Origin of the sequence: Chryseobacterium lathyri (genome assembly GCF_030812195.1) — a bacterium.
GTDB classification, from domain to species: Bacteria; Bacteroidota; Bacteroidia; order Flavobacteriales; family Weeksellaceae; genus Chryseobacterium; species Chryseobacterium lathyri_A.
Window position 1 is genome coordinate 719,497 of record NZ_JAUSSF010000003.1, and the last position, 24,230, is coordinate 743,726.

Genomic DNA, 24,230 nt, shown 5'->3' on the forward strand with positions numbered 1-24,230 from the left:
ACAAAGAACTTATAAAATAGTATTATTATCTTTGTTAGAAAACCTAATCGCATTTGAAACTGAAAATTAACAAAAGAAAGCTCTTAAAGCGTATTGCAATAACCTTTATTTCAATATTGGTTTTTCTTACCCTTCTGATATTTAGCTTAAGGCTTCCTGTCGTTCAAAACTTCATCAAAGACAAACTGGTTGTATATCTTGAGAAAAAAATCAAGACCAAAGTAAGCCTGGAAAAAGTTCATATAGGGTTTCCGAACAGCCTTATCATGGAAAACCTTTACCTTAAAGGACAGGATGTGGATACGCTTCTTGCCGTAAAAAAACTGGATGTAGGTTTAAACATGCTGAAGCTTATCAGTTCCACTGCTGATATTACTTCAGTAGATCTTGAAGGAGCCCGCGCCAATGTAGTACGAAAACCCAACGGGACATTCAATTTCGATTATATTATCAATGCTTTTGCAACAAGCGACAAAGAGGAAAGTCCTTCCAAGCCGTTTATTATTTCCCTGGATAAGATCAATTTAAAAGATATTGGGGTAACGTTCAACGACCAGCAGTCGAAGAATGACATTCAGCTCTATTTCAAATCATTTGATACAAGGGTTAAAACTTTTGACCTCAATAAAAATACCTATGCTGTTAATGATATTAATCTGGATGGATTGAAATTAAAATTAAAGCAGGATCTTGTTGAGGAAGTGTCTAAAAAAGTAGAAAAAAAGGTAGATTCACTGAATGATAAAAAGCCAATGAGTATTGGCCTCAGAGGAATCAAGCTTACCAATTTCAATATTGATTACGGGGATGACAATACCAAAACTTTTGCTAAAGTTCTGTTCAAAGAATTAAGTACGAAGGTCAATAAGCTTGATCTTGAGAATAATTCCTACAATATTTCCAATGTTTTCCTTTCCGGGGCAGATATTAACGCCAATCTGTATCTTCCAGCGCAAGATGCCAATCCGAAAGATCAAAAAGAACCTGAAGTTTCAAAAGTTTCGGACAAGGAAAAAGCCATGAAGCTGCTTCTTGGAAAACTTGTTATGAATGATGTAAAAGCCATTTATAACAATACTGCGATTGCCCCAACCAAACAGGGAATGGATTTCAACCACATGAATTTCTCTAAAATGAATGTGGAGATAAGAAGCTTTAAAATGGAGAATAATACTTTTGCGGGAACAGTAAATTCAGCAGAGGTTCAGGAAGGAAGGGGACTGAATATCCAGAAGTTCAATACGGATTTTTTATATGCAGAAAAACAGGCATATTTAAAAGATCTATATCTGCAGACTCCGAAAACGCTGATCCGTGATGAGGTGATTTTAAATTATAATTCTCTTGACCAGCTGACTACAAATCCCGGTGCTGTAAAAATTTCAGCCAACATTAAAGATTCCAAAATAGGTTTCGCTGATATTTTAAATATTGTCCCTACTTTACGAAATACGGTTCCGTTCAACAAATATCCGAACGCTATCCTGAGTGTCAATGCCAATGTACAGGGAGTTGTGAATGATCTTCTTATCAAAGATCTTAAAGTCTCCGGACTGGATCAGTTAAGAGTCGCTGCATCAGGAAGAATCAAAAATGCAATGAAACCTGAAAATCTGTACTATGATCTTAGGATCGGAGAATTTTCTGCAGAAGCTAAAACAGTGTACAATCTGGTTCCGAAAAACACAATCCCTTCCAATATTTCACTGCCTTCCCACTTCAGCATCAAAGGAAATGCAAAAGGAACAACCAAAGTGGTCAAGGCAGACCTCAACCTCTACTCTACCCTTGGAAACGCTGGTATTATTGCTGATGTGGATATGAGCAGAAAAAACCGGGAGCTTTATGATGTAAAAGCAAATCTTCAGGCTGTCCAGGTTGGAAGGATCATTCAAAATAAAGATATTGGCCCTGTTACGGCACAAATTGCAGCAAAAGGAGAAAGCTTTGATTTCCAGAATGCCAAAGCTGACCTTAAAGGGCATGTCGCATCCGCCGTCTACAAAGGATACCGTTATCAGAATATGGATTTAACGGGCAAAATAAACCGCGGTGTCTACAATATCGTTTTAAACTCAAAAGATCCAAATGCGAATCTGAATTTAATAGCTTCCGGAGTTTATAATGAAAAAAATCCTACGGTAAAGATCAATGGTGAGGTGATCAAGCTCGATATGAATAAGCTTGGATTCTATGAAAAACCGATGATCATTGCCGGAAAGATCGATGGTGATTTTTCAAGCCTCAATCCGGATGCTCTGAATGGATATTTAAATCTGAAAGATTTTGCATTTTCAGATACAAAAGAGGTTTATCCTGTACAGGAAGTGAATCTGAAAGCTTCTTCTACACAGGATTCTACGCAGATCACTTTTAATTCTCAGATTGCTGATGTTTCTTTAAAAGGAAAATATAAGCTGACCCAGATTTTTGGTGCTTTAACCCAAACAGTCAATCAATATTACCAGTTCCAAAAGCCTGCAAAAGGTCAGAAAATTGATCCGGGACAGTTCTTTACATTCAATGCAAAGATCAAAAATGACGATCTGATCAGGAAATTTGTTCCCGATTTAAAAAGCTTTGAAACCATCAATTTAGCAGGAAATTATGATGCAGATTCTCAAAAAATTGAAATAGACGGACAGATCCCGCAATTATTATATGGTGAAAATTCGTTGGAAAATGTTGCTTTAAAGGTAACCAATGGAAACCAGGCGATACAGTACAGCCTCAATGCAGGTTCTTTAAAAAGCTCTAGCTTTTCGCTGAAAAAAATCGCGATAAACGGAGATGTTGCCAATAATACCGTCAATTATAATATTACCACGAAAGATGATAAAGATGCCACCCAGTTCCTCATTGCAGGAAATGCAAAGTCTCTAAATGATATTACAGAAATTTCCCTGAACCCGAATGGTTTAAAATTAAATTATTCAGACTGGAATGTTGCTGAAAACAATAAAATCCAGATCAGCAGCCAGGGAATTTTAGCTGATAATTTCATCCTGTCCAATGGCGGAAGTGAAATATCGCTTCAGTCTGAGACCGCTAGCCCAACCAGCCCTTTAAATGTTTCGCTGAAAGATTTTAAAATTGAAACGATTACTGAGCTTATCAAAAAAGATACGGTTCTCGCAAAAGGAATCATTAACGGAACAGCTCAGCTTAGAGATGTTACGAAAAATATGACCTTTACTTCCGATCTGAATATTTCAGACCTGATCGTGTATGGAAGTCCGGTTGGAAATCTGGCAGTAAAAGTGAACAACATTTCACCAAATATTTTAAATGCTGATGTTGCTCTTTCCGGCAATAATAATGATGTGAAAATCCTTGGAGATTACAATACTTCTTCCAGTACATTTGATCTGAATATGGCCATCAACCAACTGCAGATGAAGAGTGTCCAGGGCTTTTCCATGAATGCAATAACAAATACGGAAGGTTATCTTTCAGGAAATTTAAAGATCACCGGAAATACTGACAAACCGAATATTTTAGGTAAAATAAAGTTCAATGATGCCGGGCTGGAAATAGCCAAAACAGGCAGTGATTTCAGAAAAATTAATGATGAAATTGATTTTACAAACCGCGGAATAGAGCTCAATAGGTTTAGGATAAATGATAAGGATGGAAATTCGCTTGTAATCAACGGGCAGGTTCTTACGCAGACCTACAGGGATTTTGCATTCAATCTGGATGTGAACGCCAAAGACTTTAAAGTGGTTAATTCAGAAAAATCCAATGATGCAATGATGTATGGGATTCTTGCGATTGATGCGGGACTTCATATCAGAGGGAATTTAGATCTTCCAAAAGTTGACGGCCGGCTGTCGGTTTCTGATGATACAGATTTCACTTTTGTCCTTCCCCAATCCAGTCCTTCCCTGCAGGAGAGAGACGGAATTGTAGAATTTATTGACCAGGACCAGATAGTTTTAAATAAAACCATCAATGCCGATTCGCTGAAAGCGCAAAGCCGTTTTAAAGGAATGGATGTGAGTGTAAATATTGAAGTAAGCAAGGAAGCTAAAATGTCAATTGTTATTGATAAGGCCAACGGAGATTTTATAAAACTTCAGGGAGAAGCGGAACTTACCGGAGGAATAGACCCTTCAGGAAAAACAACTCTTGTGGGGGTGTATGAAGTGGAAAAAGGATCTTATGAGCTTTCTGTAAGCCTTCTGAAACGTAAGTTTGATATTCAGAAAGGAAGTACGATCACGTGGACCGGAGAGCCTACTGCAGCCATCATGGATATTACTGCAGTCTATAAAACGGAAGCTCCGCCTATAGATCTCGTTGAACAGCAGGTAAGCGGTGAAGATGCATCTGTCATGAACCAGTTTAAGCAGAGAATACCTTTCAATACTTTGTTAAAAATGAAAGGCGAGCTTTTGAAACCACAAATCACGTTCGATATTACTACGGATGAAAAAAACAATTCTGTATCCTCAACGGTAACTGATATTGTAGACCAAAAGCTTACCCAGCTCAGAACACAGGAATCAGAAATGAACAAGCAGGTTTTTGCTCTTCTGCTGCTGAACCGTTTCATTGGAGAAAATCCTTTTGAATCCGGCGCGGGAATGTCGGCTGAGATGATGGCCAGACAGAGTGTGAGTAAAATTCTATCCCAGCAGCTGAATAATCTGGCTTCAGGCCTGATCAAAGGGGTTGATATCGACCTGGGCCTTGATTCTTCCGAAGATTATTCAAGCGGAACAAAGAATACAAGGACGGATCTGAACGTGGGAGTAAGCAAAAGATTGCTGAATGACCGCCTGAAAGTTTCTGTGGGAAGTAATTTTGCACTGGAAGGTGAAGCGCGCCAGAATGAAAACACAACGAATATTGCAGGAAACGTCACCGTAGACTACAGTCTATCAAAAGACGGAAGATATATGCTTCGGGCTTATCGTAAGGATGAATATCAGGTAGCTCTGCAAGGGCAGATTATAGAAACGGGATTAGGATTCATCATCACTTTAGACTATGATAAATTCCGTGAGATTTTTCAAAAATCCAAGAAGGACAGACGTAAAAAAGAAAACAAAAATAACCAGGTGGTAGAATTTAAATAATGAAAGTCAGATTTAATATATATTGGAAATATCTATTTGCTTCAGGATTTGCCGCTGTTGCTTTCTCATGCAGTAATACAAAATTCCTGAAGGAAGGCCAGATGCTTTATGTAGGAGGAGAAGTGAAAATAGAGAATGATACCATTTCCAAGAAGGAGAAAAATGAGCTTCAGTCTGCATTGGAAGAAAATCTGGTTCCAAAGCCCAATTCCACCATATTAGGGCTTCGTCCGAGATTGTATTTTTATAATATTGCCAAAGAGCCTAAAAAAGATAAAGGGTTCAATTACTGGCTGAAATATAAGGCAGGTGAAAAACCTGTTCTGTTAGGAGATGTCGATCGTGAATTCAATAGAGAAATCATTGAAAACTATTCTGAAAACAAAGGGTATTTCAATGCCAGAGCTACCTATGATACGGTTTCCAAGAACAAAAAAGCAAAGGTAACCTATACTTTAAGACCGGGCTCAAGATACTTTATCAGTAATGTTAAGTTCCAACAGGACTCTACCCTTGTCAATAGAGAAATTCAAAGTTTAACGGATAAAACTTTACTTAAGCCAGGAAAACCTTTTGATCTTGATGTGATTAAAGATGAAAGGGAGCGTATTGATAATGGCTTAAAAGAGAGGGGATTTTATTATTTCAATCCTGATAATATTATTGTTCAGGCAGACAGTACGGTAAGTAAGAATCATAAGGTTGAACTTAACGTAAAATTAAAAGACAATACTCCAGACCTGGCAACGGAGCAGTTCAGTATCGATAAGGTCATTGTATTTCCGAATTATAATATACAGGATGTAAAGAGAGGCCAGTACAGTGTTCCGATGAACACGGATTCGCTTTCTAAGTATGCATACAATGACATTTATGTAATTGACCCTCAGCACAAATTCAAACCGAAAATCTTCGACAGAGCTCTGTATTTTAAGAAAGGAGATCTTTATAACCGTTCCAATCACAATCTTACGCTTAACCGCCTGATCAGTCTGGGAGTCTTTAAATTTGTGAAAAATGAATTCATTGTTTCAGATTCATTAAAACATCAGTTTGATGCGTATTATTTACTGACACCGAGACAAATTCAGTCGCTGAGGCTGGAAGCTTTGGGGCGAACCAATTCCGCCAATTATGCGGGAAGTGAATTAAACCTGAACTGGACACATAGAAACTTTTTCAGAGGAGCCGAACAGTTTAAAGCAGCTGTTTATGGCGCTTTTGATTTCCAGATGGGAGGCCAGGAAAATGCAAAGAATCTGTTCCGCGCAGGAACGAATGTCCAGCTTTCCATTCCAAGGATCGTTGCGCCTTTCCGTTTCAATTCTTCAAGTGCTTTTGTTCCGAGAACGAATATTACTTTGGGCTATGAATTTCAAAACCGTACCCAATTTTATACGCTTAATAATTTTACGGCTTCATTTGGTTATGTCTGGAAAGAGAACGCCAGAAAAGAACATGATCTGAAGGTTATTGACATTACCCTGGTTTCTCCTGCCAAGGTAACCGATGAATTCCTTAAGCAGGCAACTACTCCTGCTGCACGAAGAGTGGTTGAAAAGCAGCTTATTTTTGGTCCAACTTATTCGTATACGTATACCAATACAATGCTTCCTATAACCAATACGATCTATTATAAAGGAACATTGGATCTTGCAGGAAATATTACCGGTTTGGTAACGGGAGCCAACGTAAAAAAAGATAAAGAAAAGAAAATTTTCGGAGTTCCATTCAGCCAATACGCAAAGATGGAACATGATTTCAGATTCTATCATAAGTTCACCGAAAAAAGTTCATTCGCCAGTAGATTTATTGGCGGAATAGCCTATCCATATGGAAATTCGGAATTCATTCCTTTCTCTAAACAGTTTTTCGCAGGAGGAAGTAACAGTATCCGTGCTTTCCGTGCAAGAACTTTGGGCCCCGGGAGTTTTGATCCCCGAACAATTGAAAAAGGTACTCTATTGGACCAGGCCGGAGATATTAAATTAGAATTAAACGCTGAATACCGGGCTAATATTTATAAATTTCTGAATGTTGCTGCTTTTGTTGATGCAGGAAATGTCTGGCTGATCAATGATGATAAGGACAGACCCGGAGGTAAATTCTCGAAAGAATTTTTAAGTGAAATTGCAGTGGGGGCCGGAGTTGGCCTGAGACTTGATTTTTCTATCCTGATTTTGAGACTTGATCTGGCAATGCCTTTGAGGGTTCCGTATTATGAAAAAGGAGACCGATGGGCATTTAACCGGATCAATTTCGGAGATTCAAGCTGGAGAAAAGATAATTTAATTTTAAATATAGCCATCGGATATCCTTTCTAATATGGTCAATACAATCAAGTTTTTCTGGGAGGTACTTAAAGAAACCTTTACTGAATGGAATGATTCTTCCGCATCAAAAGATTCGGCAAGTCTTGCCTATTATGCGATCTTTTCTATCCCAGGACTATTGATTATTATTATTTGGATTGCAGGAAATTTTTTCGGTGAAGAAGCTATCCGTGGAGAGATCAGTAACCAGATCAGCGGATTGATGGGAAAAGACGTTGCTAAAAGCATTGAAGGAATGATTGCAGGAGCACTCATTGACAAGCAGAATATTTTCATGAAAATTGTAGGGATAGGATCTTTAGTTTTTGGTTCCACTACTTTATTTTTTCAGCTGCAGCATACTTTAAATACGCTTTGGGACGTAGAAGCAGCTCCTAAAAAGGCTTTGGTTAAGTTTCTGCTAGACAGAGCCAATTCGTTAGGAATGATTCTTATTTTAGGTTTTTTACTGATGATCACCATGATTTTATCATCAATGATCAGTCTGTTTAACAACTGGATCACCAGTTATTTTGGCCTTGAAACCTATATGCTTGTAGAGTTTGTGAATTTTGCCATTGGTTTTGGATTGGTGATGCTCTTGTTTGCATTAATGTTTAAAGTACTTCCTGATATTAAAATCAGTTGGAAACCGGTATGGAAAGGGGCATTACTCACCACTATTTTGTTTACATTAGGTAAATTTTTACTGAGTCTGTATTTTGGTAATTTTAAACCTACTTCTACATTTGGTGCAGCAGGAACCGTTATTTTAATTATGATGTGGATTAATTATTCGTGTATGCTTATCTTTTTCGGAGCCGTATTTACAAAAGTGTACAACTACAAAAAGGGCTATAAAGTTGTTCTTTCCAAGCATGCAAAATGGAGCGCTGCGAAGCTGTATAAAGAAGTAAAAAGAGAAAATGAATTGAGAGAGAGCAAAGAGATTCGGGATGTGTGAGTTCGAGTTAATACAATCCCTGGGTACAAGATCAATTGTACTAATAGTTGTTTATTATATTTTACATCATAAAAAAATGGCCTCCCAAAAAAATTTCAGGAGGCTTTGTTTTTTTACATTCTGTCTACGGTTCCGATACCGAGCAATGCTAATGACTTTTTGATCGTTTTAGCTGTAAGGTCAGATAGATTTAAACGGAATTGTTTTAATTTTTCATCTTCCAGTTTCAGAATGATATTACTCTGATAGAATGAATTATAAGATTTAACCAGATCATAAACATAATTAGCTACTAAAGCAGGGCTTAATGCTTCTGCTGATTTTGCAACTACAGTTTTATAGTTTGTCAATAACATGATCAATTCTTTCTCGTATTGATTTAAGATTACATCGGAAATTTCCTTGTAATCTACATCAGCCTTTGACAGCAACGATTGAATACGTGCATAAGTATAAAGAATAAATGGACCTGTATTGCCTGAAAATTCTACACTTTCAGCAGGATTAAACATCATCTTTTTCTTTGGATCTACTTTTAGCATAAAGTACTTCAAAGCAGCTAATCCTATTATTTCATAAGAAATTTCTTTTTCTTCTTCAGAAAGCCCTTCCAGTTTTCCCAGCTCTGTAGTGATAGATTTTGCTGTCCCATACATTTCCTGCATCAGATCATCTGCATCTACTACGGTTCCTTCACGGGATTTCATTTTTCCTTCAGGAAGTTCTACCATTCCGTAAGAAAGATGGAACAGTTGATCTGCCCAGGAATATCCAAGCTTTTTCATGATCTTGAATAAAACCTGGAAGTGATAATCCTGCTCGTTTCCTACCGTGTAGATCAGCTTTTGGATATTATTTTCTTTGAAACGCTGAACAGCTGTTCCCAAATCCTGAGTCATATAAACCGAAGTGCCGTCTGAACGAAGCAGAAGTTTCTGATCAAGACCTTCATCAGTAAGATCGCACCATACAGATCCATCTTCTTTCTGATAAAGAATGCCTTTGTCTAAACCTTCCTGAATCAGATCCTTTCCTAGAATATAGGTATTGCTTTCATATTGAACCTGGTCAAAATCTACTCCTAGTCTTTGATACGTCTCATTGAATCCTTTATAAACCCAGGAATTCATTTCGTTCCAAAGGTCTCTTACTTGCTGATCCCCATTTTCCCAGTCTACCAGCATTTTCTGAGCTTCTTTGATCAGCGGAGCATCTTTTTTAGCCTGTTCTTCTTCTATTCCCTGTCCTACAAGCTCAGCAATTTCTTTTTTGTAATTCTTATCGAATTCCACGTAGTAGTTTCCTACAAATTTGTCTCCTTTTGTATTTGTCGTTTCAGGAGTTTCTCCATGCCCGAATTTTTCCCAGGCCAGCATAGATTTGCAAATATGAATTCCTCTGTCATTAATGATTTGTGATTTGATCACATCATAACCCGCCTCTTTTAAGATCTGAGCCACAGAAAAACCTAACAGGTTGTTTCTTACGTGTCCCAGGTGAAGTGGCTTATTGGTATTCGGAGAAGAATATTCCACCATTACTGCAGAATTTTTCGTTTCTATGGTATCAAAATCACTGCCTACAGATCTAAAACTATCTACAAACAACTGGTTCTGTACTTTAACGTTAAGGAAGCCCTTCACCACATTAAAACTTTCGAACAGATCAGACTGCTCGGTCAAAGCTTCTCCCAGCTCAACGCCAATTCTTTCCGGATTTTTCTTAAGCTGTTTCACCAATGGAAAGGTAACAATGGTAAAGTCGCCTTCAAATTCCGTTTTATTTTCCTGAATCTCCAGATTGATGTCTTTTAACTGATATACATTTAAAATAATCTCTGCAAGTTTCTTTTCTATACTATCTTTAATATTCATGTGTATGTATTACTTTTTTAAGGCCACATGGAATGGTCTTATTTCATCTCAAAATTTGAGATACAAATATACGGAAATAAAAAAACCGCCCGAAGGCGGTTTTTGATATGAATGTTAAATATATTAATTTGATTTGTTAGTTTACATCCCAGAATACTTTGTTACCCTGTACATCTCCAGTTACAGCACCCCATTGTGCTACAGCCGCATTCGTTCTGTTTGTATTGTTTACACTGGTTTCATTTACCGGATAAGGCATTCTTAAAGGTACAGCTCTAGAACCTGGTTTAACAAAAGTTCTAAAGTCTAATCTTCTTGAGAACTCCCAAGCCTCAAAGCCTCTGTTATATGCTGCTATCCAAGCTTGATTTCCAATTTTCTGCTTCCATGTTCCAGGTAGTGTTACATAATTATTTGCAGCTAAATAAGCAGCTTGCTCAGCAGGTGCTACGCCCCAAAAATCTAAAGATGCTTGAATTCCTGCTGTAAAATGAGTAGCAGCTGTTCCTCCAACACTGTATCCTCTTTCTGCAGCTTCTGCAAGCATAAATCTAGTTTCTGCAGCATCAAATAAATAAGCCATGCTATCCGCTACCAAGAAGCTGTCGTTTACATGAGAGAAGTTTGCATAGACATTTTGCTTACCATATAAGCCACCTACATAAGCCCCGTCTTTAAGGGTAAAATATTTAGCTCTTCTTGGATCATTTGATGCATTCAGTACATCAACAAATGTGTTTGCCGGAATAAAGTCATTTCTTCCACTTGTAACCATCTCCTGATATACAGGACTTGTAAACTGTCCTGAAGAACTAAACTTAAGGCCAATATTTTGTGTATTAGTTAAAACTACTCCTTTTGAATAGGCACTTTCAACTGTAGCTTTTGCTAAAGCATTATTTACATCTGCTAAATTAAGCCCCATTCTAAGTTTAAGTGTATTTAAGAATAATTTTACCTTCTCATTGTTCCCTCCAAAAATAGGATCGAAAGTACCAAATCCTGAAGAAGAATTTGATTCCAAAGCTGTAATGGCAGCATCTGCTCTTTTAATCAGGTCAGCATAAATTGTCTTAGCATCATCATAAACCGGGGTAGGATATTTATCTACCTGAATTGCCTGTGAATATGGTACATTTCCGTAAGTATCTACCAATGTAGCAAAAATATATATTTCCAAGGCTTCAATTACTGCTATCCTGCTTGCTTTAAGCGAAGCATCCGAAAGAGAATTTGCTGTATTTCTTGCCAGTTCCAGTTTTGTCATCTGAGAATACATTCTATTCCAGTTATTATCAGGTACACTTCTTTTCACCAGATTATAAACAGCTTCATCTATATATTGGGTTTCTGTCCATTGTTGGGTGAAGAATCTATAGTTATTAAAGTTTACACTAGGAGTTGTCATCTGTGAAACTAATCCCACACTTGCAGAGGTAAACATAACCTCAGTATTTACTACAGATGGTTGTGTTGGATTATCATTCAGGCTCGTTATATCGCTTCCGCACGATGTTAGCACTAACCCAGCAGCAAAAAGACTTATTATTATTTTTTTCATTGTAATGCAGTTTAGAAGTTAATAGTAAAGTTAGCACCAAAAGTTCTGGTTGTTGGCATTGCCCCAATAGAGTAACCTCTTGAAAGGTTTCCTCCATTCACCCCTATAGAAGATCCTCCAGTGTATCCAGCTTCAGGGTCAGCATAAGGAAGGTTTTTGTGAATTATCCATAAATTTCTGCCGAAAATACCAAATTTCATGGATTTAATAAATGTATTGGCATACAAACTTTTTGGAATATCAAAATAGATAGCAGCCTCTCTTAATTTAACAAATGTTGCATCATATACGAATTGGCTGGATGGATAGTTTGCTGAAGCGTTTATTGACCCTGTCTCAGAAGGTGCATTATCTGCTGACAAAGGCACATTATTCTGAACATACTGCCCATTTTGCATCACAACACCAGGCAGAATAACACCAGGCTCTCTGATAGCTAATGTTTCAGGATATAATCCCGTATCTGTTCCGTACAGCATATCTCCCGAAAACACATCTCCTCCCTGCTGTCCATCGATAAGGAAAGTAAATGTAAATGCTTTATAGTTGATACTGTTTCTTACACTCCAAGTCCAGTCCGGCATAATATTACCAATACTGTTGTTTCTTGATGTTGTAATCATATAAGCTCCTGTTTCAGGATCAATTACTTTTTGGCCGTCAGGTGAATAGACAAAATCTGTTCCATGGATTTCTCCATAAGGTTTTCCTACTTCTGCATTAAATGTTACTGAATTCACCCCACTTCCCAACTGTAAATTATTAATTCCCTCGTTAAGGCTTAAGACTTTACTTCTGTTGATAGCCCAGTTTATATTCATATCCCATTTAAAGTCAGTACTTTTTATTGGAGTTACATTTAACTGTACTTCTACTCCTTTATTTTCTAATTCTCCGGCATTGTACCATTTTCTGGTATATCCTGAAGCACCAGAAATAGGAACCATCAAAATCTGATCTTTGGAATTAGTCTTATAAGCACTTACGTCAAATCCAATTCTGTTGTTAAGAAATCTGGCCTCCATTCCCACTTCTACTTCTGTAGATGTTTCAGGTTTTAGATTAGGATTATTTTTATAACTGAACGGATCCACAATAGGAATACCATTGTATAAACTTCTAATATTATACGTATCAATCAGTCTATAATTATCTGTTGTCTTACCTACCTGAGCCCAGTTACCTCTTATCTTCCAGAAAGATAACCAGTTTTGATTTATAAGATTGGACAATACTACAGAGGCAGATACAGATGGATAAAAGTAAAGATTTTCACCGTCAGGTAGATTTGATGATAAATCTAAACTTCCTGTACCTTCTAAAAAGTAAGTATCTTTATATCCCAATGAAAGCTGAGCGTACCCTCTCGGTAATGTAGAGGTAGCTCTAACTTCCTGTGTAGGTAAAACCTGACCTGCAGAATTTCTTATTGCGTAAAGACCCGGTACAATCAACCCTTCACCAGATTGATCTGGTTCTGTAGAAGCATCTATAGTTTCTATTACGTTTCGTCTAATAGATGTTCCCAATACCCCTCCTAAACTTATTTCATTATCAAATTTCTTGTTGTAATTTGCAAACAAATCGAAGTTCATTTCGTTAGTATACAGATTACTTAAGTAAAATCCTGAAGCAGCATTTAGCTGGGAAAGACCAAAAGCTTCCGCCTTACTACCTACAGCTTTTCTTACTTGATTTGTCTGATACGCAAAATCTGTTGATACCCTTCCTGTCACACTAACAGCATCCGAAAATTTATAATTTAACATCCCATAACCGAAAAATCTATTTCTACTGTCGCTTTGGTAATTTTCGTATCTGTCAAAATATGGGTTATTCCAATATGCTGGTGTAAAAAAGTTGTCCGGATCACTATATCCATTTAAATTCCAGGTGATATTTTGACCGGTATTATTATATGCATCTCTCAGTTCATATATGTCCGTATTCGTTTGCCACCATTGTCTGAAACCTGTAAGAATATTATCATTATATCCTGTAGCATTTCTACCTTTAGTATTCTGCATTGTTAGAGACGAGTATACTGTAGCACTAAGTTTATCAGTAACTTTATAATCGAACTTGGCAGAAATCGTATTTTTCTTCTGCTCAGAATTAGGCATTACCCCAGTCGTTAAAAAATTATTATAATTAATTAAAATACTAGAGGTTTCATTTCCTTTTTCAATCGTAACAGAATTGGAAGTTGTTTGAGCTGCCTGGAAAAAATCAACCGGTGTATTTTTTGCGGCTACCCAAGGTGTAGCTTTGTGATATCCCGGAAGCTGTGGATACAATGAATTCCATTGATACACCATTAAATTAGGATCAAATACAGTTCCAACAGATGCATCATTGTTGGTTCCAACTACCAAGTCATCAATTCCATCCCCATTAACATCAGCATCTAAAAAACTTGATCCTCCATATCCTGAGCCATACTTATTCTGATATTTGGCAAATGTTGATTTATCAATTTCACCATATTGATATTCAGTTGAAAGAGTTACTCCCCATTCATTATTTTTTCTGGACTTTCCTTTTTTTGTTGTAATAACGACTACCCCTGCTGAAGCTCTTTCACCATATAAAGCAGAAGCGGCAGCTCCTTTCAGTACGTTAATACTTTCAATATCATTAGGGTTAATATCTGATATTGAGTTCCCACCATCAAAAATCGTATAATCCGATGAAATAGAACTGTTATTATTACTTACAGGAACCCCATCAATTACGAAGAGCGCCTGGTTATTCCCCCCGATTGATTTCATTCCTCTTATCACAACACTGGAAGCTCCTCCGAAGTTTGCACTTGTAACTACTTGTACCCCAGCTGCCTTTCCAGCCATTTGACTAGATAAATTTCCTGTGTTTGCACCTTCTCTAAGCACATCTCCTTTAATTTCCTGGGATGCATATCCTAGGGCTTTCTTTTCTCTTTTGATTCCGAGTGCAGTTACCACTACCCCTTCAATTTCTTTTGTTTTTATAGTATCATTCTTCTGCTGTGCATGGACTACAGCAATGGAAGACGACAATACTAAAACAAGCAGACTTGCTGTTAGTTTCTTCATATCAAATTTTAATTTTGTATCCTGTACAAATTTGTAAAACTTTCTTAAAAACACAAAACAAAATCTTAAAAAAATATCAAATATTCACTTATTTCTAAAATAACTATTATAAAAATTATTAAATTAAGTTAAAAACAAAATAATTAACAAAGACAAACTATATAAGCAATATTTTTTTTCAGAAAAATACAAATCATTTTAATTGATAATTTCTATATAAAATATTAATAAAAAAACGCAATAACAAACTGATTATCAAAGACATTAATCATATAAAAATAATTAATAAAGGTTCAACAAAAATAAAATACAATGCAAAGCATATTATATTTTTTTTCTTTTAAACGATAGTTGTAAGCATATTACAGTAAAAATTTGTTCAAATATTTTAACTAAAAAGGTGCATATTCGCTTATAATATTATACAACAAAATGCTGGATTTTGGACATTCTCTTCGTTTGATGTTTATGCTATTCTTCTAATAATAGATCAATATTTATAGCAAATAAACACTACATATATAAAAACAGACATTCATTTAATTAAAATGTAATTTACTAATTTTGCCCCATCGTATGATAGTATTAAACTTATGGATTTATTACAAAAATGGACAGAACTTTACATCGAGGCTGGATGTGATGAAGTGGGAAGAGGGTGCCTCAGCGGGCCGGTAGTGGCTGCAGCTGTTATTTTGGATGATAGTTTTAAGCCAAATTTGGTTAATGATTCCAAGAAATTAACATTCAAAACGAGGATGGAACTGGATAGTTATATAAAAGATAATGTAAAAAGTTATGCTATTGCAGAACTTCCCCCTTCATTTATTGATGAGCATAATATTCTTAATGCAAGTATCCATGCCATGCATCGTGCATTAGACCAATTAACAATAATTCCGGAGTTGATTTTAGTAGATGGAAATAAATTCCATCCCTATAATTATATTCCTCATCAGTGCATCATACAAGGAGATGCAAAAGTTTTGTCTATTGCAGCCGCTTCTATTCTGGCCAAAAATTATAGAGATAAACTGATGATTGAGCTCCACGAAGAATATCCGGAATATAACTGGAACACGAATTTTGGATATGCCACAAAGGCCCATCAGCAAGCTTTAATAAGATACGGCCCAACAAAACACCATAGACAATCATTCAGGCTGAAGTATGATTAAGTAGGAAATGTTTCAAAGAATTTAATAAAAATAAAAAGCGAAGCAGATTACTGCTTCGCTTTTGTTATATGTTATAATAAACTATACTATTATCTTACTTCTTTTTTTTCTGCTGCTCCTGAACCTTTTGCTGTTCCTGAGCTTTTTCCATCATCTCTCTCATTCTCTTCTGGAATTTACCTTCAGCTTTCGGCTTTTCTTTATTTGCCTGAATCTGGGCATGGATTTTCTTTTCATCCAGTATCAGGTATTTAATAACAAGGATAATCAGAATGTTGATCGCATTGGATACAAAATAATACCATGAAAGACCTGATGCTGATGTATTCAGGAAGAACAGGAATGTGATCGGGAAAATATACATTAACACTTTCATGTTCGGCATTCCTTCCTGTTGAGGCTGCTGCATATTTCCTGAAGTCATTACCGTATAAATCAAAATCACAATGGTACATGCCAAAGCAAAAACACTTAAATGATCCCCCAGGAAAGGAATTTTAAATGGAAGTTTGATCAGATCATCATAAGCCGTTAAATCTTTTGCAAACCAGAATCCCTGACCTCTCAAATCGATAAAGTTCGGGAAGAAACGGAATAAGGCATAGAAAATAGGAATCTGCACCAATGCCGGAAGACATCCCGCCATCTGATTCACCCCCGCCTTTCGGTAGATTTCCATAGTAGCCTGTTGCTTCTTCATTGGGTCCGCATCTTTCAGCTTTGCATTTACTTCATCAATTTCAGGACGGATCACCTTCATCATTGCACTTAACTTATGCTGCTTGTACATAATTGGCGATAAGATCAGCTTTACAATAATCGTCATTAAGAAAATCACCCAACCCGCTGTAAGTCCCCAATCTGCGATGATATTATACATCGGCATAAAGAACCCACGGTTCATCCATCCAATGAAAGACCATCCTAGTGGTAATATTTCGTCAAAGTTTTTATCATATGATTTTAACAGAGGTAAATCAAGCGGCATAAAATACCAGGTAAAGTCCTGATTAAGCTCGCTTCCTGTCATCTGTACGAATCCTTCAAAATTAAGTTTCTTCAGATATTCGCCTTCTTCAATAGCTTCCTGGTTTCCTTTGCTTTGTGTGAAACCGCTTTTAGCTTCGATTACAGAAGAGAAAAACTGTTGTTTTACACCAATCCAGTTAAGAGTTTCTTTTTCCTCTTCCATTGTTGTTCTCCCGTCATAATCATAATCTTTATAATTATTGAAAGCATATGAGAATTCTGAGTGGGACTGTTCCTGCGCTCTACCCTTTTCCAAGTTTCTTACACTGTAATCCCAGATAAAATCCGCTTTATTATCTGCAGTGATAGCAGCAAGACCCTTTGTTCTTACTTTAAAATCCAGTGTATATTTTGGAAGCAACGTATAAACAAACTGAATAACAGCACTGTTATAGTTAGCTGTCATCGTTACAGCATTTCCATTAACAGCAGGGGTAAAAACCAAATCTTTAGTATTGATTACTTTTCCCGTTTTATCTTTAAACTGAAAACCGTAGTTTGAGTTCTTTTTGTCGATCAGGTAAAGAGGAAGATCTGCCTTATCTGTTTTATGATCATACGCTTTATATTGTGAAAGCTGTACTTTAGAAACCTGCCCTCCTAAGCTCGAGAATTCCACGTTCAGTTCTTTGTTGCTCAAACTGGCAGTTTGAATTGAACCAGGAGTTACATTTGGATTGATATTGCTTGCCTGAGTCTGTTTTACAGCATTTTTCACCTGCTCGACTTTCTGTTCCTGAGCTTTTAACTGCTCTTCTTTCGCCTGCTTGTTCTGGAAATAGAACATGAATCCGAAAAGAACCAAACATAAAACCGCAAAACTGATCATTTGACTTTTATCGATTCCCTTGTTTTGTTGCATTTTATTTTTATATTAAAATTTTTAATTTAATCAAGCATCACAGTATGTTGCTTTTTGAGCTGACAAAAATACTGTTTTTTTATCAAAACTCTATGCATTACCATGTTACTATATAATAAACTCAAGCTGAGAATAATCAGCCTGAGTTTATTATAAGACGTTTATGGTAAACAATTACCTTATTTCTTTTCACAAGCCTTGATAAAAGCTCTGAACAGAGGATGCGGTGTTGCTACTGTACTTTTGTATTCAGGGTGGTACTGCACTCCCACATAGAACGGATGATCAGGAAGCTCAAGAGCCTCTACCAGACCTGTTTCCGGATTGGTTCCTGTTGCCAGAAACCCGTTCTTTTCAAATTCCTGAAGATAATCACTGTTAAATTCATAACGGTGACGGTGTCTTTCTGTAATATTTTTAGTTCCGTAAATATCATATAGTTTGGAACCATTTTTCAAGGAACATTTCCAAGCTCCAAGACGCATTGTGCCTCCCTTGTCAACGATATTTTTCTGCTCTTCCATGATAGAAATTACAGGATCCGGCGTCGACGTATCAAATTCCATTGAATTCGCTTTGGTAAGGCCAAGAACATTTCTTGCAAATTCAATAGTCATAATCTGCATTCCCAGGCAAATTCCCAACATAGGAATTTTATTTTCTCTTGCATATTGTGCAGTAAGAACTTTTCCTTCAATTCCCCTGTCTCCGAATCCGGGAGCAACAAGGATTCCATTCACTCCTTTTAGGGTATCTTTAATATTTTCTGCTGTAATATCTCCACTGTACACCCATCTTACTTTCACTTCCGTTTCAAGATCTGCACCGGCATGTTTGAAGGCTTCAGCGATAGAAATATACGAATCCTGAAGAGAAATATATTTTCCTACTAAAGCAATTTCTACTGTTTTTTTAGGATTCTGGAATTTTTTAAGGAAATTCTTCCAGTCTTTAAGATCAGCCTCTTTATCACTTTTAAGGTCTAAGCCTTTTAACACAACATCATCAAAATTCTGCTTTTGAAGATAGATAGGAACTTCATAAATCGTTTCCAGATCTTTACATTCAATCACATTGTCTAAAGAAACATTACAAAACTGAGCCAGTTTTGCTCTCTGATCTTTCGGAATCTTATGTTCTGTTCTGCAAACCAAAACATCCGCCATTATTCCGCTTTCCATCAATTGACGAACGGAATGCTGCGAAGGTTTTGTTTTCAATTCACCGCTTGAAGCAAGATAAGGCAGCAGGGTAAGATGGATCACCATAGAATTTTTCTCACCAAGTTCCCATTTCAGCTGACGTACAGTTTCAATGTATGGAAGAGATTCAATATCCCCTACAGTTCCCCCGATCTCAGTAATGATGATATCGTAGTTCTGCTTGGAAAGCATTTTGATTCTGCGCTTGATCTCGTTGGTGATATGAGGAATTACCTGAACCGTTTTTCCCAAGAAGTCCCCTTTTCTTTCTTTTTCAATAACTGTTTGGTAGATTTTCCCTGTAGTAACATTGTTGTTTTGGGAAGTAGGAGCATCAAGATAACGCTCGTAGTGGCCTAAATCCAGATCCGTTTCTGCACCATCTTCGGTTACATAGCATTCTCCGTGTTCATATGGATTCAGTGTTCCCGGGTCGATGTTGATATAAGGATCCAGTTTTTGGATCGTTACGCTAAAACCGCGTGATTTTAACAAAAGCCCTAGAGAAGCAGACACGATTCCTTTTCCCAAAGATGAAGTTACACCTCCTGTCACAAAGATGTACTTTGTATTCTTTTTACTCATTAGATTAGGTTTGTGCAAAGTTATGGGAAAAAGAGATACAAAGCAATTTTTTAAATTTTGAAAACCGAAAAATCCTCTTGAATCATTTATAAATTCTGCTTAGAAATTTTTTCTATATTTTATAAACACAATGCCAAAAAGCGATAACCATCATGATTTCGGTATATAAATGAAAAACAAAAATCCAGCAGCGATTTATCTCGGTTTATTATTCCTGCATAAGAATGGCTTTAAATGTACTGATAGGGTGATGACAATAAAAAAGGCTTCCAATTATAGAAAACCCTTTGAATTTAAATTATTTTATAAAATTATTGTTTTATCAGCTCAAAATATAAACTTACTTCCACATCTTTAGCTACTCCTGCACCGGTTGGATCGTATTTAATTCCATAATCTAAACGGTTTACTGTGAATTTTGTCTGAAAGCCCATCACTTCTTTTCCCTGCTGGTTTTTAGTGACTCCTCCGAATGTTACCGGAACACTTATTTCTTTTACAGTTTCCTTGATTTTCAGGGTTCCTTTCAGAATGTATGAATTATTTTTGTCCTTGGTAATAGAAGTGCTGTGAAAGCTTATTGCCGGATATTTATCTGCATCAAAAAAATCAGCACTTTTAAGGTGCTTATCTCTCATTTCTACTCCTGTATTAATAGAGTTTACTTCTACCCCAAAATCAAAAACGCCGTTATCTAAATTGGCACCATCAGTTGTTACTCTTCCTTTAAATGTATCAAACCGGCCCTGTACAAAACTAATACCCATATGTTTGATATTAAAGTTCACCGAAGAATGCATAGGATCTACTGCCCATTCTGTTTGTGCGAAGCCCAGGACGCTTAACAGTGTGAAAACGAAAGATAAAAATACTTTTTTCATAATAACTTAATTTTAGTTGAGTAAAGATAATACATATTGATTATCCTGTTCTTGATCTAGGTTAGTTTTTAATTTTTGATGAAATTATTTTAGAATATAACAAGCGGAAGACAAATATCATCAGAAATACAACGAATGAATTCACATACAGGAATAAAGCAAGAAGCCCCACATCTGTTTTATTTGAAAAATAAGCAAAGGGATTCGTTCCTGAAATAATTAATGTGATTAAGTAAATGGTTTCAAATAAAACCGCAATTTTTAAAACTGAACTATAATTATTTCTGAAGATTAATACCGTAATAAAACTGACTATTGTTACAATAAGACATTCCACTAAAACCCCAATTGGTACCAGAGCTAGTCCGTCCGGTTTCTCTCTTAAAAAATGCAATGTCCATTCGCTGAATTGGGCATTAAGCAGACTCATCACAATAAATATGACCAAGCTTCTCACTAAAATATTTTTCATGTTTGAAAATTAATTAAAATTCTGAAAGACATTCATTTTTTTTAACTTCGCAGTATGGCAAAACTAAAAACAGCATATTTCTGTCAAAACTGCGGAACCCAATACTCTCAATGGATGGGACAGTGTAAAAACTGCGGCGAATGGAATACTCTTGTGGAGGAAGTCGTAGAAAAAACCTCATCCAAAACTCCACCATTTTCAAAATCCAAACAGCACGTCATCAACATTATTGAAGTGGAGACCAGCGAAGAACCGAGAATAAAAACACCTTCCGAGGAACTGAACCGTGTTCTGGGGGGTGGTATTGTGCTCGGTTCTGTCACACTGATCGGAGGTGAGCCCGGAATCGGAAAATCTACTCTTTTGCTTCAGCTGGCCTTAAAGATGAAAAAAAAGATTTTCTATGTTTCCGGAGAGGAAAGCGCTTCACAGATCAAAATGAGGGCGGACAGGCTAACAGATGTTCAGAATCCGAACTGTTTCCTTTTTACAGAAACCTCACTGGAAAAGATCCTCCATGAAGCCAAAAAACTGGAGCCGGATTTCATGATTATCGATTCTATACAGACTTTGCAGTCTCAATTAATAGAAAGTTCCCCCGGAACCGTTTCCCAGATCAGAGAATGTTCGAATGAAATTATAAAATTTGCAAAAGAGAACAATACCCCTGTATTCCTTGTAGGCCATATTACAAAAGACGGCCAGATTGCCGGACCAAAAGTACTGGAGCATATGGTAGATGTGGTTTTAAATTTCGATGGCGACAGAAATCATCTTTTCCGGTTACTCAGAGCCAATAAAAACCGTTTCGGGTCTACTTCCGAGATCGGTATATATGAAATGGTTTCCCAGGGCTTAAAAGAAATCAGAAATCCTTCTGAGATCCTTATCACTAAGAAATTTGAAGAACTTTCCGGCAATTCCGTAGCAGTAACCCTGGAAGGAAACCGGCCTATGCTTCTGGAGATCCAGGCGTTAGTAAGTACAGCTGTTTACGGTACTCCACAGAGAAGCTCTACAGGATTTGATGCAAAAAGACTGAATATGCTTCTGGCTGTTCTGGAAAAGCGTGCAGGATTTCAACTTGGTGCTAAGGATGTTTTTTTAAATATTACCGGAGGTATAAAAACGGATGATCCGGCATTAGATCTTGCCGTGGTAGCTTCTATCCTGTCGTCCAACGAAGATATTGCTATTTCCGAGCATTTCTGCTTTGCTGGCGAAATCGGACTCAGTGGTGAGATCCGGCCAATAGCACAGGTTGAACAGAGAATTACAGAAGCTGAAAAATTAGGCTACGAAAAAATATTTGTTTCGAATCTTAACAAAATTCCTAAAAGAAAATTTGGAATTAAGATTGAGGAGGTAAGCAAAATTGAGGATTTCCACGAAAGGATCTTTTAAAACAGCATTCAAAGGATTAAAGAAAAAACTGATAGGTGAAGCGGATTGATTATTCCTCATTCACATTTAATCTCTATCTTTAATCTATGAATTATCTCGCGCATTCCTTCCTTACTTTTTCGGACGGGCAAATTGTAGGACAGTTTCTTGAAGATTTTATCCGGAACAAAGACCGCTATTCTTTTCCGAAAGATATTCAGGATGGCATTACGCTGCACAGAGCCGTGGATACATTCACAGATTCCCATCCGGCCATTCATGAAGCTAAAAAGGCCTTCTCTCCTTTAGTCAGGCTGTATGCCGGTGCTTTTGTGGATGTTGCCATGGATTATTTCGTGGCCACTGATCTTTCCCTGTATTCTTTAGCTGAATGGAAGGCGCATTCCCTACGTGTATACAGAGTTCTGAACGAGCATAATGAATGGCTTCCCGAAAACTTCAAAATAATGCTGGCTAAAATGGAAAAAGATGACTGGCTGTATAATTACCGGGAAGACTGGGGCATTAAATTCAGCATGCGCAATGTTCTTAATAAAGCAAAATATCTGAGCCCTGACATTCCCGTTTTCGAGGCATTCCTGAAAAACAAACCTTTCCTTCAAGAGTGTTACAACGATTTTTTTCCTGATCTTCTTGATCACGCCAAAGGTATCAATGCAATGATTCAAATGGACCATAAATAAAAAACACTTACAGGGAACGTAAGTGCTTTTTTAACAATTTGTGTTATTAGAATCCGCTGCCTCAAAGGTGATAAATGGTGGTTTATATTAAACCGATATTTAGACCGTCTTTATTTATCCTCAATTTTATTAATCCCTACTTAATCAATAAGCATTTTTAAGATGACCAATTTTATTAGAAAGCAGATACGTTTCAATTATATGATATTTCTACTCTTTCTAATGAGCTTCTGTTTTTCTATTTCTCTTACAAATTTTATAATTTCAAAAAAAATGCTCCTTTAATAAATCATTAATTAAAAATTAATAATAACAAAACAGCTCTACACAAATATAATTTTTTTTAAATCAATAAACAAATATAATATGCATTAATTAAAAAATAACACTTACACATGAATTATTAACAATAAATTATTGAATTATTTAAAAAATAACCATTGTGGAAATGAAAAATAAATACAATTTAATGCTATTAATCAAAAATTAGTGATTAAAATTTTTCAAACTTATAGAGCCAAGAAGGAAAAGTTACAAATTAAAAGTGCTGATATAAATACCGATTGGGATAGGTAAGCTTTTCACTTTTTCTCTCACCATTAACAATTATATGAACAATATTAATTTGGTCATCGAAGAGATTATACAGAAAGCTGACCGCCGCTTCTACTTTTTTAGGCATAGCAGCCGTTTCTGATTCAAGAAAAACATTCACCGATTCGCTGTCTTCTTCATACCCTACGTAATTTACTTTTAAAAACCGCCCGTCAGCTTTCAATTTAAAATATTCCGCACAGTATTTTTCCACAGCCTGATTGAGTCTGGTTTTGTATTTTTCGTCATTAAAATGGAAAGAACCGCCATACTTTTTACTTAAACCGTTTTCCAGGTCATCAAGAAAAAATCTGCCTGTGATCTCAAAAGATTTAGATTGGGAATTATAATTAATTTCTACAGAACCTACATGATAAGGATGCTTCACCTTTGAAAAAGAGAATAAAAAAAATACCGGTAATAAAAACAGCCATAAATGCTTCATATGTCCTGACCTTTAAAATTTGTTCG

At 36.5% G+C, this 24,230-nt stretch carries 14 protein-coding genes; 6 read left to right on the forward strand and 8 right to left on the reverse strand.

The window, feature by feature from the left end:
* Positions 1-53: 53 nt before the first annotated feature.
* The 3 genes from J2T03_RS18540 to J2T03_RS18550 are packed head-to-tail and all read left to right on the forward strand — an operon-like array spanning position 54 to position 8,360.
* A complete protein-coding gene (locus J2T03_RS18540) occupies positions 54-5,084 on the forward strand; it encodes a translocation/assembly module TamB domain-containing protein (RefSeq protein WP_307220815.1) in 5,031 nt (1,676 codons plus the stop codon).
* Positions 5,084-7,408, forward strand: a complete 2,325-nt coding sequence (gene tamL, locus J2T03_RS18545; RefSeq protein ID WP_307220817.1) for a translocation and assembly module lipoprotein TamL — start codon at positions 5,084-5,086, stop codon at positions 7,406-7,408. The genes J2T03_RS18540 and tamL overlap by 1 nt, the downstream gene beginning before the upstream one ends.
* 1 nt (position 7,409) lies before the next feature.
* Positions 7,410-8,360, forward strand: a complete 951-nt coding sequence (locus tag J2T03_RS18550) for a YihY/virulence factor BrkB family protein (RefSeq protein WP_306845060.1) — start codon at positions 7,410-7,412, stop codon at positions 8,358-8,360.
* 113 nt (positions 8,361-8,473) lie between these two features.
* Here J2T03_RS18550 and argS read toward each other — a convergent pair whose 3' ends face one another.
* The 3 genes from argS to J2T03_RS18565 all read right to left on the reverse strand — a co-directional run bounded on the left by argS (position 8,474) and on the right by J2T03_RS18565 (position 14,869).
* On the reverse strand, positions 8,474-10,234 hold the full coding sequence (argS, locus tag J2T03_RS18555; protein WP_307220819.1) for an arginine--tRNA ligase: 1,761 nt from the start codon (positions 10,232-10,234) through the stop codon (positions 8,474-8,476).
* Positions 10,235-10,370: 136 nt separating this feature from the next.
* Positions 10,371-11,795: a SusD/RagB family nutrient-binding outer membrane lipoprotein gene (locus J2T03_RS18560; protein ID WP_307220821.1), complete on the reverse strand. Its 1,425-nt coding sequence runs from the start codon at positions 11,793-11,795 to the stop codon at positions 10,371-10,373.
* Positions 11,796-11,806: 11 nt separating this feature from the next.
* Entirely contained in the window at positions 11,807-14,869 is a 3,063-nt protein-coding gene (locus J2T03_RS18565) for a SusC/RagA family TonB-linked outer membrane protein (protein WP_307220823.1), read from the reverse strand.
* 593 nt (positions 14,870-15,462) lie between these two features.
* On the opposite strand from J2T03_RS18565, the gene J2T03_RS18570 reads away from it, so the two are divergent.
* The gene (locus J2T03_RS18570; protein ID WP_307220824.1) at positions 15,463-16,047 is read left to right on the forward strand and encodes a ribonuclease HII; all 585 of its coding nucleotides are present in this window, start codon (positions 15,463-15,465) and stop codon (positions 16,045-16,047) included.
* Between the two features lie 94 nt (positions 16,048-16,141).
* Here the strand turns inward: J2T03_RS18570 and yidC are convergent, their stop codons facing one another.
* The 4 genes from yidC to J2T03_RS18590 form a co-directional block, all read right to left on the reverse strand.
* Positions 16,142-17,938, reverse strand: a complete 1,797-nt coding sequence (yidC, locus tag J2T03_RS18575) for a membrane protein insertase YidC (RefSeq protein ID WP_306845068.1) — start codon at positions 17,936-17,938, stop codon at positions 16,142-16,144.
* 179 nt (positions 17,939-18,117) lie between these two features.
* Positions 18,118-19,725 carry a CTP synthase gene (locus J2T03_RS18580; RefSeq protein ID WP_306845069.1) on the reverse strand — a complete coding sequence of 536 codons (1,608 nt, stop codon included), beginning with the start codon at positions 19,723-19,725 and terminating at the stop codon, positions 18,118-18,120.
* Between the two features lie 311 nt (positions 19,726-20,036).
* Entirely contained in the window at positions 20,037-20,606 is a 570-nt protein-coding gene (locus tag J2T03_RS18585) for a YceI family protein (protein ID WP_307220826.1), read from the reverse strand.
* 61 nt (positions 20,607-20,667) lie between these two features.
* A complete protein-coding gene (locus J2T03_RS18590; protein ID WP_307220828.1) occupies positions 20,668-21,078 on the reverse strand; it encodes a hypothetical protein in 411 nt (136 codons plus the stop codon).
* A 54-nt stretch (positions 21,079-21,132) separates the two neighbouring features.
* On the opposite strand from J2T03_RS18590, the gene radA reads away from it, so the two are divergent.
* Complete coding sequence (gene radA / locus J2T03_RS18595; RefSeq protein ID WP_306845072.1) at positions 21,133-22,482, forward strand: DNA repair protein RadA; 1,350 nt, start codon at positions 21,133-21,135, stop codon at positions 22,480-22,482.
* A gap of 86 nt (positions 22,483-22,568) precedes the next feature.
* Positions 22,569-23,165 carry an acyl carrier protein phosphodiesterase gene (locus J2T03_RS18600; protein WP_306845073.1) on the forward strand — a complete coding sequence of 199 codons (597 nt, stop codon included), beginning with the start codon at positions 22,569-22,571 and terminating at the stop codon, positions 23,163-23,165.
* Between the two features lie 538 nt (positions 23,166-23,703).
* On the opposite strand, the gene J2T03_RS18605 is transcribed toward J2T03_RS18600, so the two are convergent.
* Positions 23,704-24,204 (reverse strand): DUF6702 family protein, encoded by a 501-nt coding sequence (locus J2T03_RS18605; protein WP_307220830.1) that lies wholly within the window; start codon positions 24,202-24,204, stop codon positions 23,704-23,706.
* Positions 24,205-24,230: the final 26 nt, after the last annotated feature.

What these genes read in the sequence shown, in the direction of transcription:
- tamL (WP_307220817.1), top strand. Translation starts at nt 5,084, where the DNA reads ATGAAAGTCAGATTTAATATATATTGGAAATATCTATTTGCTTCAGGA.
- J2T03_RS18550 (WP_306845060.1), top strand. Translation starts at nt 7,410, where the DNA reads ATGGTCAATACAATCAAGTTTTTCTGGGAGGTACTTAAAGAAACCTTT.
- argS (WP_307220819.1), bottom strand. Translation starts at nt 10,234, where the DNA reads ATGAATATTAAAGATAGTATAGAAAAGAAACTTGCAGAGATTATTTTA.
- J2T03_RS18560 (WP_307220821.1), bottom strand. Translation starts at nt 11,795, where the DNA reads ATGAAAAAAATAATAATAAGTCTTTTTGCTGCTGGGTTAGTGCTAACA.
- J2T03_RS18565 (WP_307220823.1), bottom strand. Translation starts at nt 14,869, where the DNA reads ATGAAGAAACTAACAGCAAGTCTGCTTGTTTTAGTATTGTCGTCTTCC.
- J2T03_RS18570 (WP_307220824.1), top strand. Translation starts at nt 15,463, where the DNA reads ATGGATTTATTACAAAAATGGACAGAACTTTACATCGAGGCTGGATGT.
- yidC (WP_306845068.1), bottom strand. Translation starts at nt 17,938, where the DNA reads ATGCAACAAAACAAGGGAATCGATAAAAGTCAAATGATCAGTTTTGCG.
- J2T03_RS18580 (WP_306845069.1), bottom strand. Translation starts at nt 19,725, where the DNA reads ATGAGTAAAAAGAATACAAAGTACATCTTTGTGACAGGAGGTGTAACT.
- J2T03_RS18585 (WP_307220826.1), bottom strand. Translation starts at nt 20,606, where the DNA reads ATGAAAAAAGTATTTTTATCTTTCGTTTTCACACTGTTAAGCGTCCTG.
- J2T03_RS18590 (WP_307220828.1), bottom strand. Translation starts at nt 21,078, where the DNA reads ATGAAAAATATTTTAGTGAGAAGCTTGGTCATATTTATTGTGATGAGT.
- radA (WP_306845072.1), top strand. Translation starts at nt 21,133, where the DNA reads ATGGCAAAACTAAAAACAGCATATTTCTGTCAAAACTGCGGAACCCAA.
- J2T03_RS18600 (WP_306845073.1), top strand. Translation starts at nt 22,569, where the DNA reads ATGAATTATCTCGCGCATTCCTTCCTTACTTTTTCGGACGGGCAAATT.
- J2T03_RS18605 (WP_307220830.1), bottom strand. Translation starts at nt 24,204, where the DNA reads ATGAAGCATTTATGGCTGTTTTTATTACCGGTATTTTTTTTATTCTCT.